This window comes from Lactobacillus delbrueckii subsp. bulgaricus (assembly GCF_046938665.1).
In the GTDB taxonomy this organism is placed as follows: Bacteria; Bacillota; Bacilli; order Lactobacillales; family Lactobacillaceae; genus Lactobacillus; species Lactobacillus delbrueckii_C.
The window spans coordinates 1-229 of the sequence record NZ_JBKZCD010000107.1; the positions used below are offsets into that span (position 1 = coordinate 1).

Below are 229 nucleotides of genomic sequence, written 5' to 3' on the forward strand. Positions count from 1 at the left end.
CGCTAATCCAGCAAGTGAATTTCCAGAATCTGGAAAGCCCATAAATTTTTTACTCGAAAAGTTTATATTTCGATCGAGTGAGTCAATCACTTCCTCAATAGAATCATTTAGCACTTGCCCATCAAGCGGTAAAGTTCCTGTTCTTATAGAAGAATCGATGTTGCTAGAACTATGCACAAAAGAATTATTCGTTTTCCAGTTAATTAGTTCTTTTATGAGGTGATTTAGA

1 pseudogene is annotated in these 229 nt (G+C 34.9%); it reads right to left on the minus strand.

The features are described 5' to 3' along the window. Positions 1 to 216 (minus strand): annotated as a pseudogene (locus ACLUXO_RS10445) (pyridoxal phosphate-dependent decarboxylase family protein); the annotation flags it as partial. Between the last annotated feature and the right edge of the window lie 13 nt (positions 217 to 229).